Raw genomic sequence first — 18,917 nt, forward strand, 5'->3', positions numbered from 1 at the left:
AACGAACGGCACGTTCGTCGCTTCCTAGCCGACGAGAGTGCCGTTCGTTGCGTGGCGGTGTCGTCACTCCAGGACCAGGAGCAGGTCCCCGCCCTCGACCTGCTGCACCTTCCCGATCGCGAGGCGCCCGACCGTGCCCGCGCGGTGCGCGGTGATCGAGGCCTCCATCTTCATGGCCTCGATCGTGGCGACGGTCTGGCCGTCCTCCACCTGGGCGCCCTCCTCCACCTGCAGCGTCACGACCCCCGCGAACGGGGCGGCGACGTGGCGCGAGTCGGACCGGTCGGCCTTCTCCGCCGCCTTGACGTCGCTGGCGATCGAGTGGTCGCGCACCGACAGCGGACGCAGCTGGCCGTTGAGGGTGGCCAGCACGGTGCGGTAGCCGCGCTCGTCCGGCTCGGAGATCGCCTCGAGCTCGATGATCAGCGTGACGCCGGGCTCGAGCTCGGCGGTGTGCTCGACCTCGGGTTCCAGCCCGTAGAGGAAGTCCTTGGTCGACAGCACCGAGGTGTCGCCGTAGGACTCCTGGTGGGCGAGGTACTCCCGGGTCGGGCCGGGGAACAGCAACCGGTTCAGGGTGCCCCTGGGGTCGTCGCGCAGGCCGGCGCGGTCCTCCTCGGTCAGGTCGGCGTCCTCCGCGCGCGCCGGGCGTCCCTCCAGCGCGCGGGTGCGGAACGGCTCCGGCCAGCCGCCGGGCGGGTCCCCCAGCTCGCCGCGCAGGAAGCCGATCACCGAGTCGGGGACGTCGAACTGGCCCGGGTCGGCCTCGAAGTCCTTCGGCTCGACGCCCGCCCCGACCAGGTGCAGTGCGAGGTCCCCCACGACCTTCGACGACGGGGTGACCTTGACCAGCCGGCCGAGCATCCGGTCCGCGGCCGCGTAGCAGTCCTCGATCAGCTCGAACCGGTCGCCGAGCCCGAGCGCGATCGCCTGCTGGCGCAGGTTGGACAGCTGCCCGCCGGGGATCTCGTGGTGGTAGACGCGGCCCGTCGGCGAGGGCAGCGCCGCCTCGAACGGCGCGTACACCTTCCGCACGGCCTCCCAGTACGGCTCCAGGTCGCCGACCGCCTGCAGGGACAGGCCGGTGGCCCGCTCGGTGTGGTCGGTGGCCGCCACCAGCGCCGAGAGCGAGGGCTGGCTCGTCGTGCCCGCCATCGACGCGACCGCGGCGTCGACCGCGTCCACGCCGGCGTCGATCGCGGCGACCAGCGTGGCCAGCTGCCCACCCGCGGTGTCGTGCGTGTGCAGGTGCACCGGCAGGTCGAACCGCTCCCGCAGCGCCGTCACGAGCCTGCGCGCCGCGGGCGGGCGCAGCAGGCCCGCCATGTCCTTGATGGCCAGCACGTGCGCGCCCGCCTCGACGATCTGCTCGGCGAGGCGCAGGTAGTAGTCGAGGGTGTAGAGCTGCTCGCGCGGGTCGGACAGGTCCGCGGTGTAGCAGAGGCACACCTCCGCGACCGCCGTGCCGGTGGCGCGCACCGCCTCGATCGCCGGGCGCATCTGCTCGATGTCGTTGAGCGCGTCGAAGATCCGGAAGATGTCCATCCCGGTGCGCGCCGCCTCCTGCACGAAGGCGTCGGTCACCTCCACCGGGTACGGCGTGTAGCCCACGGTGTTGCGTCCGCGCAGCAGCATCTGCGTGCAGATGTTCGGCGCCGCCTCGCTGATCGCGGCCAGCCGCTCCCACGGGTCCTCGGCCAGGAAGCGCAGCGCGACGTCGTAGGTGGCGCCGCCCCAGCACTCCAGGCTGAACAGCTCGGGCACCGTCCGCGCCACGTGCGGGGCGACGGCGAGCAGGTCGCGGGTGCGCACGCGCGTGGCCAGCAGGGACTGGTGCGCGTCGCGGAAGGTCGTGTCGGTGACCGCCACCGCGGTCTGCTCGCGCAGGCGCCGCGCGAAGCCCTCGGGGCCGAGCTCGCGCAGCAGCTGGCGCGACCCGTCCGGCGCCGCGGCGTCCAGGTCGCACCGGGGCAGCTTGTCCACAGGCTCGACGACGTGGGGGCGCGGCCCGTTCGGCGTGTTGACGGTGGTCTCGGCCAGGTAGGTGAGCACGCGCGTGCCGCGGTCGGCGGGCTGGCGCGCGGTGAACAGCTGCGGGCGCTGCTCGATGAAGCTCGTGGTGACGCGGCCTTCGGCGAAGTCCGGGTCGTCGAGGACGGCCGCGAGGAACGGCAGGTTCGTCGACACGCCGCGGATGCGGAACTCCGCGATCGCCCGCCGCGCCCGGCGCACCGCGTTCGGGAAGTCGTGCCCGTAGCAGGTGAGCTTCACCAGCATCGAGTCGAAGTGGGCGCTCACCTCGGCGCCGGTGTGCGTGGTGCCGCCGTCGAGCCGGACGCCCGGCCCGCCCGGCGAGCGGTACGCGCTGATCGTGCCGGTGTCGGGGCGGAAGCCGTTCTGCGGGTCCTCCGTGGTCACGCGGCACTGCAGCGCCGCGCCGCTGAGCGTGATCTGGTCCTGGGTGAGCCGCAGCTGCGGCAGCGTCATCCCGGACGCGATCCGCAGCTGGGCGATCACCAGGTCCCGGTCGGTGACCTGCTCGGTGACCGTGTGCTCCACCTGGATGCGCGGGTTCATCTCGATGAACACGTGGTTGCCGCGCTCGTCGAGCAGGAACTCGACGGTGCCCGCGTTCCGGTAACCGATGTGGCGGGCGAACGCCACCGCGTCGTTGCAGATCCGCTCGCGCAGCTCGGGATCGAGGTTGGGGGCCGGCGCGATCTCCACGACCTTCTGGTGGCGCCGCTGCACCGAGCAGTCCCGCTCGTAGAGGTGCGCCACGTTGCCCTCGGCGTCGGCGAGGATCTGCACCTCGATGTGGCGCGGGTTCACCACCGCCTGCTCGAGGAACACCGTGGGGTCGCCGAACGCCGACTCGGCCTCGCGCATCGCGGCCTCGATCGCGTCGCGCAGCGCCGCGGGCTCCTCGACGCGGCGCATCCCGCGCCCGCCACCGCCGGCCACCGCCTTGACGAAGATCGGGAAGCCGACGTCGTCGGCCGCGGCCAGCAGCGCCTCCACGTCGTCGGAGGGTTCGGACGAGGCCAGCACCGCCACGCCCGCCGCCCGGGCCGCGGCGACGGCACGGGCCTTGTTGCCCGTCAGGTGCAGCACGTCGGTCGGCGGCCCGACGAACGTGATGCCCTCCCGCTCGCACGCCTCGGCCAGATCCGGGTTCTCCGACAGGAACCCGTAGCCCGGGTAGATCGCGTCCGCGCCCGCCCTCTTCGCGGCCTTGACGACCTCCTCGACCGACAGGTACGCCCGGACCGGATGGCCGGGCTCGCCGATCTGGTAGGACTCGTCGGCCTTCGCCCGGTGCAGCGAGTTCCGGTCCTCGTGCGGGAAGACGGCCACGGTCGATACGCCCAGCTCGTAGGCGGCGCGGAACGCCCGAATGGCGATCTCTCCGCGGTTCGCGACCAGCACCTTGCGGAACATCGAGCTCCCTTCCTGTGGACCGGCGCCCCGGTCGAGGCGAGCAAACCGTACCTTCGGCACTCGTTCGGACCCGTGCGAAGAACGCCACGTTTCCGGTAACAAGGAGTGGTGCGAGACGGTACGACGCCCCGTGCGGAGGGCGCGCGCACCGGCCGTCGAACGAACCGAGGGGTGGCCCGCCATGCGTCCTGACCCACGGGCGACCCACGGCGCCGCGTTCGCCCACGGCCGGCGGCTGCGCGAGATGGCCCAGCACCGCCGCGCGCACCGAGAGGCCCACCACGCCCGCATCGAGGCCCATCGAGCCCGGATCGCCGGCCACCGTGCGCGTCGCTTCGCGGGGCGCCGGCACCGCCGGCACTCCCCGGGCTGGGTGTTGCTGGCCCTCCTGCTCGCCTCCGCAGCCGCGGGCACCGTCGCCCTCATCGTGGTCTCGATCTTCGCGGCCGCGGTGGCCGTCACCGCGATGGCGCTCCCGGCGCTGCTGGTGGGTGGCACGGCCATCGCGCTGGCCCGGCACGGCAGGCGCCGCGCCCTCGCGGCGGGCACCGTGCCCCTCCCGGCCCGCCCGGCCGCGCCGCCCCGACCCGAGGCCGTGTGGGAGCGGGCCCGCGACCGCTTCGCCGCCCTGCGCGGTGAGTACGCCGCGTTCGAGTGCGACCCGATGCAGGTGCTGCACCGCCCCGCGCTCGCCGACGTGTCGGTGCCCAGCACTGCGCGCTTCGTCGACGCGTTCGCCGAGGCCCAGGCGCTCGCGACGGACGCATACCCGCCCGGTGAGCACGGCGCGTCGTTCGTCTCCGCCGTCGACCGGGCCGAGCGCGCCTGGCGCGCCGCGGTGGAGGCCGCCGACCGCATCCGCCTGTCCGGCCTGTCCCCCGCCGAGCGCGGCACCGTCGAGCGGGTGATCAAGCTGCTCACCACGGCCCGCGACTCCGACAACGACCCCGAGCGCCTCGCCGCCTACTCCCTCGCCCGCGCGGAGCTGACCAAGCTCGACCGTGCCGGGGTCGTGCACCTCCCCCGCACGGCCGCCGCCGCTCTGGACGAGGCCGCACGCGGCGCACTGCCGGCCTGACGCCCGCCCGCACACACCTCCCGACACCCGCACACAGGCCCGGCCGTGTGTGCCGCGCTGCGGAGGTGTGTGCGGCGGTGCGGGCGCCTCAGGGCTTGCGCGCCACTCCGCCCGTGGTCTCGGGCAGGGGCTCGACATCACCGATGTCCGTGCGCTCCGGCCGCCATTCCGTGACGGGCACCAGGCCGGGCTCGACCAGCTCCAACCCGGAGAAGTACCCGCGGATGTGCTCGATCGGCTGCTGGATGTAGGGCACGCCCCCGGACTTCGCGTAGTTCTCGGCGAGGGCGTTGAGCGCGGCGTTGGTGTCGTTGCCGTCCCACAGGGCCAGGTAGCTGCCCGACGGCACCGCGTCCATCACCCGCGCCACGACCGCGTGCGAGGCCTCGAAGCCCCTGGCGTGGCCGAGGACGCCCATGAACATGACCGCGATCGGCTGCTCGAAGTCCAGGATGCGCCGCGCGTGGGCGAGGATCTGGTCCGGGTCGTGGTAGTCGGCCTCGACGTAGTCGGTGACGCCCTCGGGTGTCGTGTTCCTCAGCAGGACCCGCGCGTGCGCCAGCACGATGGGGTCGTTGTCCACGTAGGCGATCCGGGCGTCCGGTGCGATCGCCTGGGCGATCTCGTGGGTGTTCTGCATGGTCGGCAGCCCGGTCCCCACGTCGAGGAACTGCCGGACGCCCGCCTCCCCTGCCAGGAACCGCACGACCCGGTTGAGGAACTGCCGCGACTGCCGCGCGAACGTGGCCATGTCGTAGTACTGCAGAGCCGCCTCGGCCGCGAGCCGGTCGGCCTCGTAGTTGTCCTTGCCGCCCAGCCAGTAGTTCCAGATGCGGGCGGCGCCCGGAACGCTGGTGTCGATCTCGCGGCTCGGCTCGGTCACTTGCTCACTCCTCGGGGTGGGGATCGCCACACTAGTGCGGTGGCGATGACGGTTCACCGGGTCGTGCAGCGGCCGGTCCGCGCCCACCGGTTGCACCCCGTCGACGGGTGGTGGGGCGAATCGGGGTGCGTGCGAGGACCACCCGGACGAACGGCACTTTCGTCGGTACCTAGCCGACGAAAGTGCCGTTCGTCATGCGGATCCCGCTTCGCTGCGCCTCGCACCATCTGTCACCGCACCGGTCCCAGTTCGGCCTACGCTCGTTGACTGAACGGCTGGGCAGCCGCTACGGTTGTTTCAGTCAACGAGTGTTGCCTGGAACGGAGCGGACATTGGGTGCCCCACCCGCACGGGAGGTCTTCGCGCAGGCCCTGCGCTGCTTCCTGGCCAAGGACATGAACGCGTTCGCCGACATGTTCGCGGTCGACGGCAGGCACGAGCTGCCGTTCGCCCCGCCGGGCGTCCCGGCGCGGCTCCAGGGCCGCGAGGAGATCCGTGCGTACCTGACGTCGATCGTCTCGACGCCCCTCGTGCTGACGGGCACGGGTGACCTGCACGTCATCGAGGGGTCCGACCCGGAGCTGGTCGTGGTCGAGTACGAGGCCAGGGGCATCGTCACGAGCACGGGCAAGGGCTACCGGATGCCCTACGTGCAGGTGCTGCGGGCCCACGACGGCGAGATCGCGCTGTGGCGCGACTACTGGAGTCCGCTCTCCGGCGTGCAGGCCCTCGGGCTGCGCGGCACGGTGCGGGTGGCCGCGGACCGGGTCGGGACGGCGCTGGTCGGCCGTCTCCGCGCGGCGGGTGCCCGGAGCGGACCGGGCGCTCGGCGGCTCACGACCCCCGGGGCCCGGGCTCCGCACCCCCGTACGTGAGGGCGTGGATCGCCGGGCGCAGCAGCGCCACCACCTGCTCGGGAGGCGCGTCGCGCAGCCCGTCCAGCTCGAGCAGATCACGCCCCAGCACGACCCCGAGCACGAGCACCCCGACGAGGCCGATCCGCAGGGCGGCATCCGGGCTCCCGAGCGCCGCGGCCCCGGCCCGCTGCTGGTCCGCGAGCGCCTGGCGCACCTCGCGCTCAGCGTCGGGATGGGTGAGCATCGAGCGCAGCACCGCCACCGAACCCGCCGCGTCGGAGGTCAGCTTCGCCTGCAACGACGCCAGCATCTGTTCGGCGATCCGCGCGGGCTCACCCTCGAGCCGGTCGTCCGGGGGCAGCTCCGCGGCCCGGGCGAACAGCTGTTCCTTCGACCCGAAGTAGCGGATCACCAGCCCCGGGTCGCTGCCCGCCTCCCGCGCGATGGCGCGCACCGTGGTGCGGTCGTAGCCGGCGGAGGCGAAGAGCCGGCGGGCCGCGGCGAGGATGCGCGCCTGCGTCCGCTCACGCTGCGCATCCCGGGACGTGCGGTGAGACCTGGGTGGCACGGCGCTCAGCCTACGTGCGTTGACCGGCGCGGCACCCGCTCCACCTGACAGGGCGAGTCCCCCATACCGACCGGGCGAGTCTCCCGTCTCCACAGGGCGAGTTGCGCGGTCCGACACCGCTGATCACGCCCCAGCCGTACGACCGCGGCTCGAAGCCCGCCAGAACGCGAGACTCGCCCTGTCCGAACGCGAGACTCGCCCTGCTCGAACGGGAGACTCGCCCTGTCCGAACGCGAGACTCGCCCTGCTCGAACGGGAGACTCGCGGGGGTGGCGTCAGACCTTGTCCAGGTAGGCCGCGCGCTCCTCGTCGCCCACGGTCTCGCCGACCAGGGCGGCGAGGCCGGGGTGGCGGCGCAGGCCCGGGTCGTCGGCCACGACGTGCTGCGCGTACACCTGCGCCTTGGAGATGACCTCCTCGTGGCGCAGCAACGACAGCAGCCGCAGCCCGGAGCGGCGGCCGGACTGCAGCGCGCCCAGCACGTCGCCCTCGCGGCGCAGCTCGAGGTCGAGGCGGGCCAGCTCGAAGCCGTCGGTGGTGCCGGCGACGGCGTCGAGGCGCTCGCGGGCCGTGGTGGCGGCGGGCATGTCGGTGACGAGCAGGCACACCCCCGGCGCCGACCCGCGGCCGACGCGCCCGCGCAGCTGGTGCAGCTGGGAGAGCCCGAAGCGGTCGGCGTCGAGGATGACCATGCAGGTGGAGTTGGGCACGTCGACACCGACCTCGATGACGGTGGTGGCCACCAGCACGTCGAGCTCGCCACGCTCGAAGGCCCGCATCACGGCGTCCTTCTCGTCCGGCGGGAGCTTGCCGTGCAGCACGCCGATCCGCAGACCGTGCAACGGGCCGTCGTCGAGCTTGGGCGCGACCTCCAGCACGGCCATCGGCGGGCGCTTGGCCTGCCCGTCGTCGCTGTCGGCGCCGATGTCGGGATCCTCGGTGTCGACGAGGTCGGCGTCGGCGCCGGTGTCGGCACCGCCGACGCGCGGGCACACGACGTACGCCTGGTGCCCGGCCGCGACCTCCTCGTGCACGCGGCGCCACACCCGCTCGAACCACGACGGCTTCTCCGCCAGCGGCACGACTGTGGTGGCGATGGGCGAGCGCCCCTTGGGGAGCTCGCGCAGCGCGGAGACCTCGAGGTCGCCGTAGACGGTCATCGCCACCGTGCGCGGGATCGGCGTGGCCGTCATGACGAGCATGTGCGGGGCGAGCTCGCCGCGGCTGCGCAGCGCGTCGCGCTGCTCCACGCCGAACCGGTGCTGCTCGTCGACGACGACGAGCCCGAGGTCGGCGAACCCGACGTGCTCCTGGATGAGCGCGTGGGTGCCGACGACGATGCCCGCGGCGCCGGACTGCGCGTCCAGCAACGCCTGCCGGCGCGCCTTCGCCCCCAGCGACCCGGTGAGCAGCGTGACGCTCGTGGCCTGCTCGGCGCCGCCCAGCTCGCCGGCCTTCCCGAGCGGCCCGAGCAGCGTGCGCAGCGAGCGCGCGTGCTGGGCTGCGAGCACCTCGGTGGGCGCGAGCAGAGCCGCCTGCCGACCGCCGTCGACGACCTGCAGCATCGCCCGCAGCGCGACGACGGTCTTGCCCGCGCCGACGTCGCCCTGCACGAGCCGGTTCATCGGGTGCTCGCGGGCCAGGTCGGCGGCGATCTCGGCGCCCACGGCGTGCTGGCCGGCGGTGAGCGCGAACGGGAGCTGGGCGTCGAACGCGTCGAGCAGGCCGCCCGGCACCGGCGGGCAGGCGGCAGCGGGGCGGGTGGCGGTGGCCTGGCGGCGCAGCGCCAGCGCGAGCTGCACGCCCATCGCCTCGTCCCACACGAGCCGGTGGCGGGCGGCGTGGATGTCGGCCTCGGACTCCGGCACGTGGATGCGCCGCAGCGCCCGCCCCAGGTCGGTGAGCTTCTCCCGGCCCCGCACCAACTCGGGCAGCGGGTCGGTGGGGTCGTCGAGCACGTCGAGGACCTGCCGGACGCAGCGCGCCACCTGCTGCGAGGTGATCTTGCCGGTGGCCGGGTAGACGGACAGGAACGGGCGGATCTCGTCGGCCTCGTCGAACGGCTCGAACTGCGGGTGCGTGAGCTGCAGCTTCCCGTTGAAGACCCCGACCTTGCCCGAGAACACGGCACGGACCCCGGGGTGGATGACGTGCTGCACCTTGTGGCCGTTGAAGAAGGTGCAGTCGATCGTGGCGCCCTTCTCGTCGCGGATGACGACGCTGAGCAGCTTCCCGCGCCGCGAGCGCATGTCGCGCAGCGCCGACTTCTCCACCTGCGCCACGAGGGTGGCCTGCTCGCCGATCTCGAGGCCGGCGATGTCGGTGAGCTTGCCGCGGTCGACGTAGCGGCGCGGGTAGTGCCGCACGAGCTCGCCGACGGTGGCGATGTCGAGCGACTCCAGCGCCGCGGCCGTGCGCTTGCCGACCAGCGGCTCCAGCGCGCTCGACATGTCGATCCCGGTCATTCCACCCCCAGTACGAGCGGGTAGTCGCTCTGCCCCCCGCGGTGCACCACGACGTCGACCTCGGGATGGGTGCGACGCAGGTCGGCCGCCAGGCCCTCCCCCAGCGCCGCGTCGGCCCCCTCACCGAGGAGCACGGTGACGATCTCACCACCCGCCGTGAGCATGCGGTGAGCCAACCACAGCCCCCCGACAGCCAGGTCGGGGGCGATCAGCACCACCTCCCCGTCGGTGATGCCGAGCACGTCGCCGGGTTCGCAGCGCCCCACCCAGGTGAGCGCCTCGGACTCGGCCACTTGCAGCCCGCCGGTCCGGGTGCCCGCGGCGGCCTCGGCCATCGCGACCACGTCGTCGCCCGCGCGCCGCGCCGCGTCGTGCACGGCGAGGGCCGAGAGCCCCTGCAGCACCGACGCCGTCGGCACGACCAGCACCTCCTGCCCGTCGCGGCGCGCCGCGGCCGCCGCGCGTTCGGCGGTCCCGGTGAGGTCGGCGTCGTCGGGCAGGAGCACGACGTGGCGCGCGCGGGTGCCGGCCAGCGCCGCCGCCAGCTCCTCCTCCCCGGGGCGGTGGCCCGCGCGGCGTTCCAGCACGGCGGCGCCCGCCGAGCGGGCCAGGTCGGCCACGTCCGGACCGGGCACGACCATCAGCACCGCGCGCTCGCGCACGAACCGCCCGGGCGCCTCCCGCGGGGTGTCGGCGAAGCGGACCACGGTGATCCGGTGCGGCCGTCCCGCCGCGATGCCGGCCTCGATCGCGGCCCCGATGTCGGTGCAGTGCACGTGGACGTTCCACAGGTCGTCGCCGCCCTCGGCCACCACCACCGAGTCGCCGACGGCGCCCAGCCGGGCGCGCAGCGCGTCGACCCGCGCCCGGTCGCTGCCGTCCAGGAGGTACATGACCTCGTAGTCGTGCTCGGCCGACCCGGTCTCCCGCTGCGCCACCAGCACCTCCCGGCTCCGGGCCGCGGGCGCGGGCGGGCGCGGCAGCTCGCCGCCGACCCGCCCGGTGACCAGCGCGGCGAGCGCGTCCAGCACGACGTAGAGGCCGAGCCCGCCGGCGTCGACGACGCCCGCCCTGGCCAGCTCCGGCAGCTGCCCCGTGGTGGCCTGCACCGCGGCACCGGCGGCGTCGGCCGCGGCGACCGCCACGTCGTCGAGCCGGTCCGAGCCGACCGCGGCGGCCGCACCCGCCGCCGCCGCGAGCACCGAGAGCACGGTGCCCTCGCGGGGCGAGCTGACGGCGGCCGTCGCGAGCCGGTGGGCCCGCTGCAGCGCGTCGGCGAGGACCGCGCCCGCAGGGGCCGGACCCGCCACCTTCGCGATCGCCTCCGCGACGCCGCGCAGCACCTGCGAGAGGATCACCCCGGAGTTGCCGCGCGCGCCGAGCAGCGCGCCGCGGGCGAGCGCACCCGCCACCGCGGAGGGGCCGCGACCGTTCTCCCGCACCGCCCGCCGCACGGCGTCGGCCGCGGCACGCATTGTGAGCAGCAGGTTCGTGCCCGTGTCACCGTCGGGAACCGGGAAGACGTTGATCCGGTCGATCTCCGCGCGGTGCCGCTCGAGCGCGGTGGTGGCGGCGCGCGTCCACCGGGTGATCAGCGCGGCGTCCAGCGTCGGGGGCACCCGTGCGAGCCTAGGCGGTAGGGGGTCTGCAAGCCGCTGCGGCAGCACGCGTATCCTGGGTAATCGCGACCGGGGCCAACCCGGCAACCCCCCTATCGTCTACCCGAGGAGTGTCCGACGTGGCTGCCGTCTGCGACGTCTGCGGCAAGGGTCCGGGCTTCGGCATGTCCGTCTCGCACTCGCACCGCCGTACCCACCGCCGCTGGAACCCGAACATCCAGACGGTGCGTGCCAGCCTGAACGGCGGCAACCGCCGCCGGCTGAACGTGTGCACCTCCTGCCTGAAGGCGGGCAAGGTCGCGCGCGCCTGAGCGCTCGTACGTACGAACGGCACCCTCGTCCGATCTGATCGGACGAGGGTGCCGTTCGTCTAGAGGCCGTGCCTGCGGCCGCTCGTCACCAGGTCGCTGAGCCGGGACTCCGAGCGCGCCGAGAACGGGTCCCGGTAGGCGTCGACGGCCCGACGGGTCTCCTCCGCCATCAGGTCGGCGTTGATCTGGGCCGCCGCGAACGCCCCGGCGGCCGCGGCGGCGCCGACCTGCGCGCTCAGGTCGGTGACGTTGCCCGCGGCCCACACGCCGGGCACGTCGGTGCGCCCGGTCGCGTCCGTCGGGACGTACTCCCCCACCCCGGAGGGGTGCGGTTGCGCCCGCAGGCCGAGCCCGGCGAGCAGCTCCGCGCGGGCGACCATCCGCGTCGCCACCGCCAGCGCCGTCCGGCGAACCAGCTTGCCGTCGGCCAGGCGGACGCCGACGAGCCGGTCGTCGACGACCTCCAGGCCCTCCACCTCGCCGTCCACCACCTCGATGCCGCGGGCCGCGAGCTGCTCCCACTGCTCGTCGGTGAGGTCCGGCCGGTCGTGGGTGAAGTACGTGAGGTCGGCGCTCCACTGCCGGAACAGCAGCGCCTGGTGCACCGACATCGGTCCGCTCGCGAGCACGCCGATCGGCTGGTCCCGCACCTCCCACCCGTGGCAGTACGGGCAGTGCAGCACGTCCCGGCCCCACCGCTCCCGCAGCCCCGGAACGTCCGGCAGCTCGTCCACCAGGCCGGTCGTCACCAGCAGCCGCCGGGCCCGCACGGCTCTGCCGTCGGCCAGCGCCACGACGAGCCCCGAGCCGTCCCGGTGCACGCCGGTGACGGCCCCGGTCACCACGCTCCCGCCGTAGGAGCGCACCTCGGCCCGGCCGCGCTCCAGCAGCTCGGCCGGGGGCGTGCCGTCCCGGGCCAGCAGCCCGTGCACGCCGTCGGCCGACGCGTTGCGCGGCTCCCCCGCGTCGACGACCACCACCGTGCGCCGGGCGCGGGCCAGTACCAGCGCCCCGCTCAGGCCGGCGGCCCCGCCGCCGACCACCACCACGTCGCAGCCGTTCTGCAGCTGTTCGGTCACGTCGACCACCTCCGCGACCAGGGTGCGGACAGACGGGGTCGACTGGCAAAGTTCATTGCCGTTCCAGCAACCCCTGGCCGCTCAGTCGGTGTGCTCGATCGCGAGCGAGTACACGACGACCTCCCCCACGGCGTCGGGGTCGTCGCCCCGCTCCGGGTTGGACTGCGTGTACGCGCCCACCTTCCAGTACCAGCTGCTGCCGCTGCGGTCGATCACCGCGCTCTGCTCGCCGTCGTAGAACACCGTGATCCGCCCGTCGGCCGCCACGATCTTCAGGTCGTAGGGCGTGCCGAGCACGTAGTCGGGGTCGATCACGATCTGCTCTTCGCCGTCGGCGTACTGCGCCACGAGCGTGGAGCCCTCGAGCCGGATCTGCATGACGTCGTCGCCGCCGTCGTGGATCTGCGTGGCCGACACCTCGGGCTTCGCCGGCGGCACCTTCGTGATCGCCTGCCGGCTCTCGAGCGTGTGCACGCCCTCCGTGTTCGACCAGGCGGCCTTCTCCTCGCCGTTCATCTCCCGCAGCTCCGACCGCGGGTACTTGCTGTTCTTCGTGGTCACGCCGCCCGCGGGCGCCCGGAAGACGACGCCGGTGCCGTCGGGGGTCAGGTCGAACCACTCGCTCTCGTAGTCGAGCAGCTCGGGCTGGTCGATGGAGTCCGGGTCGCCGGGCGGCCCGATCGGCAGGGTGAGGAACCAGTTCCCCAGGTCGAGCAGGTCCCCCGGCTTGTCCGCGCCGCCCTGCGCGTCCGGCGGAGCGATCTCGGGCAGCGCGGGCGGCAGCGGGCACGACGGCGGCCTGGCAGCCGCCACCACCTGCACGACGGCGCAGGGGTCGATCACGGAGGGCTCGGGGGCGGCGACCGCGGGGACGGCCAGCACGGCGGCCACGGCGACCGCCACGGGGGCGAGGAGATCCGGCACGGCGATCACCTCCCGCGGGAGGGGCGGTCGGGGGCGGGGAGCAGGACGGCCTCGGGCATGGGATCTCCCGTCGTGGAGACGCGCAGGACGGACCCCGGGCAGGGGTGTGGACCGAGCGGGCGGCCAGGCCGCTCGTGGTGACGACGGGTCACGTCGTCGTACCCGGTGATCGTATGAGCGCCCCCGGCGTCCCGCCGGTGATCGTGCGCAGCGTTCCCCGAACGGGGCGGATCCCACCCACACGGGTGATCACCCGGGTGTGGACCCCCGCGACGTGCGGTGACCGGCTCCGGACGCTCGTCGGTCCCGCCGGAACCACAGTGGTTCCGCCGCATTTCCTGACCTTGCCGGCGAGGCGGCCGGGAACGTGGACGGCCACCGCGTGAGGATCCTCGGCCCGCTGGACGGTCGACGTCAGCGTTGCTGAATCCGAGGCCGCTGCCCGACGACCGTCACGTCTCCCTGACCAGGGAAACCCTCCTGTGGGCGCGCCGCACCCGGCTCGCGACGACCGCCTCGCGTCTTGGCCCAGGCCTGCGGCGCGATCACCCGCCTCCGCCGTCCCCTCGCTCGACGGGTGGTCGGGTGGGCAGAACTACCGCCCAACGTGGTCGCCGTGACGGCCGTCCCCGACTGCGCGGCACACCGTTCCTGGACGAGGTCGTTCCTGTGGGGTGCCACCCGACCGCCTGTGGTCCCGGTGCACCACCTCACCCCGGCAGACCGAACATCCCGGGCAGCCGCAGGGGCCAGGGCTCGGGAACGGCACCACCGGACGTTGCGTGGCACCCGGCAGGGGCGTTCTCGTCGGGAAGCGGCGTGCCGCGCAGTCGGGGACGGCAGCCCGAGCGACCACGCCACTCGGCAGTTCCGCCAACCCGGCCACCCCGAGAGATGTGCCGGGCTCGCCCACCGGTCCGACCGCGCGGAAGACCAGGCCAGGGGTGAGGCAGCTCGCGCCGAGCCCGGGAACCGCGCGCCCACAGGACCCGCGTGCGAGGCGGCGACCAGAGATGATCGGCGCGTGCGGTCGGAGAACCGCACAGCCGCGGCCCCACAACCGCAGACGCCGATCTTTCGCCCGAGGCCATCGCATGATCGCCAAGTGCGGTCGCAGGGCCGCACCACCGCGGCCACGGCACCACATCCGACGAAAACGATCTCGGGCTGTCGTACTAGGGCAGCTTCCAGTCCACCGGCTCCCCGCCCAGCTCCTCGAGCAGGGCGTTGGCGCGGCTGAAGGGGCGCGAGCCGAAGAAGCCGCGGTCGGCCGACATCGGGCTCGGGTGGGCCGACTCGATGCACGGCACGTCCCCGAGCAGCGGCACCAGGTTGCGCGCGTCGCGGCCCCACAGGATCGCGACCAGCGGCTCACCGTCCCGGTCCACGAGGGCCCGGATGGCCTGCTCGGTGACCTTCTCCCAGCCCTTGTCGCGGTGCGAGCCGGGATTGCCGGGCTCGACCGTGAGCACCCTGTTGAGCAGCAGCACGCCCTGCTCGGTCCACGGCGTCAGGTCACCGGTGGACGGGGTGGGGTGGCCGAGGTCCTCGGAGTACTCGCGGAAGATGTTGGCCAGCGACCGCGGCACCGGCCGGGTCTGCGGCGACACCGAGAACGACAGCCCGATCGCGTGCCCGGGCGTCGGGTAGGGGTCCTGGCCCACCACGAGCACCCGCACCTCGTCGAAGGGCTGCTGGAACGCGCGCAGGACGTGGGCGCCCGCCGGCAGGTACCGGCGTCCGGCGGCGAGCTGGGCCCGCAGGAAGTCACCCATGTCGGAGATCACCGGCGCCACCGGGGCGAGCGCCTGCGCCCACCCGGCCTCGACGACCTCCTCGAGCGGTCGGGCGGCCATCAGGAGATCCTCCGCAGCTCCGCGCGGAACCGCTGCCCGCGGCGGACGTAGCTCTGCACGGCGCGGTCGTAGTAGCCCTCGGGCACCTCGTGGCCCTCGCGGACGCGCGCCGGCACGCCCATCGCCATGCGGCGGGGCGGGATCTCGGCCTTCGGCGAGACGACGGCACCGGCCGCGACGACGGCACCCTCGCCGACGCGGGCGCCGTTCAGCACCACCGACCCGGACGACACCAGCGCGCGGTCCCCGATCACCGCGCCCTCGATGTGGACGTTGTGCCCCACGGTCACCTCGGCGCCGATGATCGTCGGCTCGTGCGGGGTGCAGTGGATGATCGAGCCGTCCTGCACGCTGGTGCGCGCGCCCACCTCGATGCGGCCGTCGTCGCCGCGCAGCACCGCGGTGGGCCAGACCGAGGCCTCCGCCCCGATGGTGACGTTGCCGATCACGACGGCGTCCGGGTGGACGTAGGCGTCGGGATGGATGTCGGGTTCGACGTCGCCGAGCGCGTAGAGGGGCACGCCCGGCAGCTTAGGAGGGTCGCTCCTCGGGCATCTTGTCGGCCAGTTCGTCGACGACCATCCCGTCCCGGCGCACCGTCCCGCTGCGGTAGGCCGACCGGCCCAGCAGCTGCGAGATCACCGGCGCCGTGATCACCTGGAACAGGCCGACGAGCACGAGCGTGACGGCGCTCTCGAGCGGGACGCGCAGGGCGGTGCCCGCGAGGATCAGCAGCAACCCGAGCGTCTGCGGCTTGGTGGCCGCCTGCAGCCGCGCGGGGAGGTCCGGCAGCCGCACGAGCCCGACGGCCCCGAGGAGGCAGGTCAGGGCGCCCGTGAGCAGCAGCACCGCGGAGAGGACGTCGACGACGACCGGCGCGACCGTCATCGCAGTCGCTCCCTGCGCTCGGCCAGCCGGGTGGCCGTGGCCGACCCGACGAAGCCGAGCAGCGCCACCGCGGCGAGCAGCGGGATGTTGGAGCCGTCGCCGTAGATGGCGATGTACACCGAGGCCGCCGCCACGATGAGGATCACGAAGACGTCGAGCGCCGCGATCCGGTCGAGCGTGTCCGGCCCGCGCAGCAACCGCACGAGCGTCAGCGCGCCCGCGAGGCACAGCACGCCCAGCACGACGGTGAACACGACGTTCACGAGGCCCTCCTCACCGGTACCGCCGCCACCAGCCGCTCCGCCTCCGCCACCTCGGCGGGCGAGCCGAGCGCGGCGAGCACCCGACGCTGCATGTCCAGGGTGCGCCGCCGGATCCGGTCGACCCCGGCCTCGTCGCGCGGGCCGAGCGCGTAGACGTACCAGACGTCGTGGTCATGGTCGATCTGCAGCGCCATCGTGCCCGGGGAGAGCGAGAGCGCGTTCGCCATGACCGTGACGACCCGGTCCGAGCCCGACAGCAGCGGGACGGCGATGATCGCCGAGCGGGCGCGGGGGCCGTGCCGCACCACCTGCCAGCTCACCTCGGCGCCGGACACCACGAGGTCGTAGACCAGGTAGCACAGCAGGCCGACGAGCCGCAGCGGCCGCAGCGGCAACCGCTCGCGCGACAGCGGGAGCCGGAACAGCCCCGTGACGAGCAGCGCCACGAGCACTCCTCCGACCACCGAGGCCACGGTGAACGTGCCCCACAGCAGCACCCACACGACGGTGAGCCACAGCACGGACGGCAGCCGGGCGCGGATCCGCCGCGCGAGACCCCGCCCGCCGCGCTCGTCGGGAACCGTCATCGGCCCTCCTGGACGCCCAGGACCGCGACCCGGTACGGCTCGCGGTCGAGCAGGTCCACCCCGGCGCGGTCGGTGACGGCCGCCAGCGGCCCCGCGAAGACGGCGATGGCCAGGCTGGCCGCCACGAGCCCGCCGGTGGCCGCGTACATCGGCACGGCGGAACGCGCCGTGCCGACGACCACCTCGTCGGACGGGTCGTCGTCGGGCAGCGGCGGCACCGGCTCGCCCCAGAAGACCCGCACCCACACCCGGACGAGCGCGTAGAGGGTGAGCAGGCTGGCCAGTACCACGACCCCGGCCACGACCTGCGCGGCCACGCTGCTCCCCGCACCCGCCTGCAGCAGCGCGAGCTTGGCGACGAACCCGGCCGTCGGCGGGACCCCGGCCAGGGTCAGCGCGGGGATCGCGAACAGCACCGCGAGCCCGGGCGCATCACGCAGCAGCCCGCCCATCTGGTCCAGGGCCACGGTGCCGGTGCGCCGGGTGATGAGGCCGCTCACCAGGAACAGCGTGGCGAGCACGGTGATGTGGTGCGCGGCGTAGAGCGTGGCGCCCGACGCGCCGGCCGCGTCGAACACGGCCAGGCCGAACAGCAGGAAGCCGATGTGGCTGACCAGCAGGAACGACAGGATGCGGTTGAGGTCGTTCTGGGCGAGCGCCCCGAGGACCCCGACCAGCATCGTGGCGACCGACAGCACCAGCATGAGCGTCCACGGCTCCTCCCGGGGGAAGAGCAGGGTCTGGGTGCGCAGCAGCGCGTAGAAGCTGACCTTGGTGAGCAGCCCGGCGAACAACGCCGCCACCGGCCCGGGCGCGTTCGGGTAGCTGTCGGGCAGCCAGAAGTGCAGCGGGACGATCGCCGCCTTGATGCCGAAGACGACGAGCAGCATCATCGCCAGCACGGTCTGCAGCCCGGGTGGCAGGTCACCGACCCGGCCCGCGAGGTCGGCGAGGTTCACCGTGCCGGTGGCGGCGTACACCATCGCCACGGCCGTGAGGAACAGCAGCGACGACATCAGGCTGACCGTCACGTAGGTCATGCCGGCGCGGATCCGCTTCGCGCCGGTGCGGCGCGTGATCAGCACGTAGGACGCGGTGAGCATCAGCTCGAACGCCACGAACAGCGTGAACAGGTCGCCCGTGAGGTACGCGAGCGACACGCCCGCACACAGCATGAGGTACATGGGGTGGAACGTGGTGCTGGCGGTGGCCCGGCCGTAGTCGGCGATGCGCTGGTCGATGGCGTAGACCAGCACCGCGAGCGTCACCAGCGTGGAGACGAGCAGCAACAGCGCCGAGAGCCGGTCGGCCACCAGCGCGATGCCGACGGGTGCAGGCCAGCCGCCGAGCTCGGCGACGATGGGCCCGCCGCGGTCGGTGGCCACGAGCAGCACGCCGGCGAGGACCGCCACGGCCGTGAGCACGACGACCCCGACCACCCGCTGCAGCGCGGCCGACCGGCTGCCGACGATCGAGAGCGCCGCGCCGAGCATCGGCAGCAGCACCGGGAGCGTGAGCAGCGTGCTCATCGCACGGCCTCGCTGACGCTCGGCCGGCTTCGCCGGGCGCTCTGCCGATGGCGCGCTCGCAAGCTCGCGCGCGGGGCGCGGGCGCTGTGCTGATGATTCGCTCGCTGACGCTCGCTCATGGTTCCTCCCGCCCCGTCGCCGCGGCCTCGACGTCGTCGTCGGTGCGCTCGGCGCGCGCGAGGGGATCGGGCTCGTCCGCGTCGTCGTCGTCCTCGAGCGGCACCGACGGGGCCTTCTGGCGGGCGATCCGGCGGTCCTCGACGTCGTCCTGCACCTCGTCGTGCCCGACGAGGACGTAGGAGCGGTAGCCGAGCGCGAGCAGGAACGTGGTGAGCGCGAACGTGATCACGATGGCGGTCAGCGCGAGGGCCTGCGGCAGCGGGTCGGTGAAGGACTCCGCGGGCGCCGAGCCGAGGATCGGCGCCCGGCCGGGCGGGCCGCCCGCCAGCTGCAGCAGCAGGTTGGTGCCGTGGCCGAGCACCACCACGCCGATCAGCACCCGCATCAGCGAGCGCGACAGCAGCAGCGTGAACCCGGTGCCGTAGAGCACGCCGACCGTGCCCGCCATG

Annotated in this window: 17 protein-coding genes; 3 read left to right on the forward strand and 14 right to left on the reverse strand. The window is 73.9% G+C overall.

All coding sequences use genetic code 11. The annotated features are described in order from the left end of the window. Positions 1-63: 63 nt before the first annotated feature. A complete protein-coding gene (locus FB558_RS06615) occupies positions 64-3,441 on the reverse strand; it encodes a pyruvate carboxylase (RefSeq protein ID WP_142049103.1) in 3,378 nt (1,125 codons plus the stop codon). A 181-nt stretch (positions 3,442-3,622) separates the two neighbouring features. Here FB558_RS06615 and FB558_RS06620 point away from each other — a divergent pair, with 181 nt between their 5' ends. Then, on the forward strand, positions 3,623-4,519 hold the full coding sequence (locus FB558_RS06620; RefSeq protein WP_142049105.1) for a hypothetical protein: 897 nt from the start codon (positions 3,623-3,625) through the stop codon (positions 4,517-4,519). An 88-nt stretch (positions 4,520-4,607) separates the two neighbouring features. Here the strand turns inward: FB558_RS06620 and FB558_RS06625 are convergent, their stop codons facing one another. After that, the gene (locus tag FB558_RS06625; protein WP_142049107.1) at positions 4,608-5,402 is read right to left on the reverse strand and encodes an SAM-dependent methyltransferase; all 795 of its coding nucleotides are present in this window, start codon (positions 5,400-5,402) and stop codon (positions 4,608-4,610) included. Between the two features lie 332 nt (positions 5,403-5,734). Here FB558_RS06625 and FB558_RS06630 point away from each other — a divergent pair, with 332 nt between their 5' ends. After that, positions 5,735-6,277: a nuclear transport factor 2 family protein gene (locus FB558_RS06630; RefSeq protein WP_170231207.1), complete on the forward strand. Its 543-nt coding sequence runs from the start codon at positions 5,735-5,737 to the stop codon at positions 6,275-6,277. Here FB558_RS06630 and FB558_RS06635 read toward each other — a convergent pair. From FB558_RS06635 to FB558_RS06645, 3 genes are all read right to left on the reverse strand, one after another. Next, entirely contained in the window at positions 6,237-6,827 is a 591-nt protein-coding gene (locus FB558_RS06635; protein WP_142049111.1) for a TetR/AcrR family transcriptional regulator, read from the reverse strand. The genes FB558_RS06630 and FB558_RS06635 overlap by 41 nt on opposite strands. A 275-nt stretch (positions 6,828-7,102) precedes the next feature. After that, complete coding sequence (recG, locus tag FB558_RS06640; protein ID WP_142049112.1) at positions 7,103-9,292, reverse strand: ATP-dependent DNA helicase RecG; 2,190 nt, start codon at positions 9,290-9,292, stop codon at positions 7,103-7,105. Then, positions 9,289-10,911, reverse strand: a complete 1,623-nt coding sequence (locus tag FB558_RS06645; RefSeq protein WP_142049114.1) for a DAK2 domain-containing protein — start codon at positions 10,909-10,911, stop codon at positions 9,289-9,291. Before FB558_RS06645 ends, recG begins: the two co-directional genes overlap by 4 nt. A gap of 119 nt (positions 10,912-11,030) precedes the next feature. Here FB558_RS06645 and rpmB point away from each other — a divergent pair, with 119 nt between their 5' ends. Further along, complete coding sequence (gene rpmB / locus FB558_RS06650) at positions 11,031-11,222, forward strand: 50S ribosomal protein L28 (RefSeq protein ID WP_142049116.1); 192 nt, start codon at positions 11,031-11,033, stop codon at positions 11,220-11,222. A 59-nt stretch (positions 11,223-11,281) separates the two neighbouring features. On the opposite strand, the gene FB558_RS06655 is transcribed toward rpmB, so the two are convergent. The 9 genes from FB558_RS06655 to FB558_RS06695 all read right to left on the reverse strand — a co-directional run bounded on the left by FB558_RS06655 (position 11,282) and on the right by FB558_RS06695 (position 18,916). Then, complete coding sequence (locus tag FB558_RS06655; protein WP_142049118.1) at positions 11,282-12,301, reverse strand: NAD(P)/FAD-dependent oxidoreductase; 1,020 nt, start codon at positions 12,299-12,301, stop codon at positions 11,282-11,284. A gap of 81 nt (positions 12,302-12,382) precedes the next feature. Beyond that, the gene (locus tag FB558_RS43120) at positions 12,383-13,225 is read right to left on the reverse strand and encodes a polysaccharide lyase family 7 protein (protein ID WP_170231208.1); all 843 of its coding nucleotides are present in this window, start codon (positions 13,223-13,225) and stop codon (positions 12,383-12,385) included. A gap of 1,175 nt (positions 13,226-14,400) precedes the next feature. Beyond that, complete coding sequence (locus tag FB558_RS06665; protein ID WP_142049120.1) at positions 14,401-15,081, reverse strand: uracil-DNA glycosylase; 681 nt, start codon at positions 15,079-15,081, stop codon at positions 14,401-14,403. Further along, entirely contained in the window at positions 15,081-15,602 is a 522-nt protein-coding gene (locus FB558_RS06670) for a gamma carbonic anhydrase family protein (protein ID WP_142049122.1), read from the reverse strand. Before FB558_RS06670 ends, FB558_RS06665 begins: the two co-directional genes overlap by 1 nt. 10 nt (positions 15,603-15,612) lie before the next feature. Next, complete coding sequence (gene mnhG, locus FB558_RS06675) at positions 15,613-15,969, reverse strand: monovalent cation/H(+) antiporter subunit G (RefSeq protein WP_142049124.1); 357 nt, start codon at positions 15,967-15,969, stop codon at positions 15,613-15,615. Continuing rightward, positions 15,966-16,232 (reverse strand): monovalent cation/H+ antiporter complex subunit F, encoded by a 267-nt coding sequence (locus FB558_RS06680; protein WP_142049126.1) that lies wholly within the window; start codon positions 16,230-16,232, stop codon positions 15,966-15,968. The genes mnhG and FB558_RS06680 overlap by 4 nt, the downstream gene beginning before the upstream one ends. Next, on the reverse strand, positions 16,229-16,819 hold the full coding sequence (locus FB558_RS06685; RefSeq protein WP_142049128.1) for a Na+/H+ antiporter subunit E: 591 nt from the start codon (positions 16,817-16,819) through the stop codon (positions 16,229-16,231). Before FB558_RS06685 ends, FB558_RS06680 begins: the two co-directional genes overlap by 4 nt. After that, positions 16,816-18,348 (reverse strand): Na+/H+ antiporter subunit D, encoded by a 1,533-nt coding sequence (locus FB558_RS06690; RefSeq protein WP_142049130.1) that lies wholly within the window; start codon positions 18,346-18,348, stop codon positions 16,816-16,818. The genes FB558_RS06685 and FB558_RS06690 overlap by 4 nt, the downstream gene beginning before the upstream one ends. Positions 18,349-18,463: 115 nt before the next feature. Next, on the reverse strand, positions 18,464-18,916 hold the full coding sequence (locus FB558_RS06695) for a Na(+)/H(+) antiporter subunit C (protein WP_142053787.1): 453 nt from the start codon (positions 18,914-18,916) through the stop codon (positions 18,464-18,466). Position 18,917: the final 1 nt, after the last annotated feature.

This window comes from Pseudonocardia kunmingensis (assembly GCF_006716445.1).
Classification (GTDB): domain Bacteria; phylum Actinomycetota; class Actinomycetes; order Mycobacteriales; family Pseudonocardiaceae; genus Pseudonocardia; species Pseudonocardia kunmingensis.

What these genes read in the sequence shown, in the direction of transcription:
- FB558_RS06615 (WP_142049103.1), bottom strand. Translation starts at nt 3,441, where the DNA reads ATGTTCCGCAAGGTGCTGGTCGCGAACCGCGGAGAGATCGCCATTCGG.
- FB558_RS06690 (WP_142049130.1), bottom strand. Translation starts at nt 18,348, where the DNA reads ATGAGCACGCTGCTCACGCTCCCGGTGCTGCTGCCGATGCTCGGCGCG.
- FB558_RS06620 (WP_142049105.1), top strand. Translation starts at nt 3,623, where the DNA reads ATGCGTCCTGACCCACGGGCGACCCACGGCGCCGCGTTCGCCCACGGC.
- FB558_RS06695 (WP_142053787.1), bottom strand. Translation starts at nt 18,916, where the DNA reads ATGGCGGGCACGGTCGGCGTGCTCTACGGCACCGGGTTCACGCTGCTG.
- FB558_RS06685 (WP_142049128.1), bottom strand. Translation starts at nt 16,819, where the DNA reads ATGACGGTTCCCGACGAGCGCGGCGGGCGGGGTCTCGCGCGGCGGATC.
- FB558_RS06665 (WP_142049120.1), bottom strand. Translation starts at nt 15,081, where the DNA reads ATGGCCGCCCGACCGCTCGAGGAGGTCGTCGAGGCCGGGTGGGCGCAG.
- recG (WP_142049112.1), bottom strand. Translation starts at nt 9,292, where the DNA reads ATGACCGGGATCGACATGTCGAGCGCGCTGGAGCCGCTGGTCGGCAAG.
- mnhG (WP_142049124.1), bottom strand. Translation starts at nt 15,969, where the DNA reads ATGACGGTCGCGCCGGTCGTCGTCGACGTCCTCTCCGCGGTGCTGCTG.